The sequence below is a fragment of the Fulvivirga aurantia genome (genome assembly GCF_009711475.1).
In the GTDB taxonomy this organism is placed as follows: domain Bacteria; phylum Bacteroidota; class Bacteroidia; order Cytophagales; family Cyclobacteriaceae; genus Fulvivirga; species Fulvivirga aurantia.
In genome coordinates this window covers 1-243 of the sequence record NZ_SMMD01000022.1, presented here as the reverse complement: position 1 = coordinate 243, position 243 = coordinate 1, and the positions used below count along the sequence as shown (strand labels likewise).

Below are 243 nucleotides of genomic sequence, written 5' to 3'. Positions count from 1 at the left end.
TGTTTCCAGTGGAATTTCCATAAACTCGCCCAGGCTGTATGACAATGTCATAATCGTATGTTATGATGCCAGCATCTTTATCATATGCGAAATTTGTAATAGTTGCTTCATCCGCAGGAATAGTTACTATTTCACTTAAGTCAGTAGAACCTTCATAGAATTTAGTGAAGTCGCTACGTCTTAGGGTTAAGTTGTCGTAGATCGTACCACTTGTAATAGTGTCTCCATCAAAAGTGATTAGCT

Annotated in this window: 1 protein-coding gene; it reads right to left on the bottom strand. The window is 37.9% G+C overall.

Features of this window, described 5'->3' with window-relative positions; all coding sequences use genetic code 11:
- Positions 1–243: hypothetical protein (locus E1176_RS19930; RefSeq protein WP_185152432.1), on the bottom strand; the 243-nt coding region annotated here is incomplete at both ends.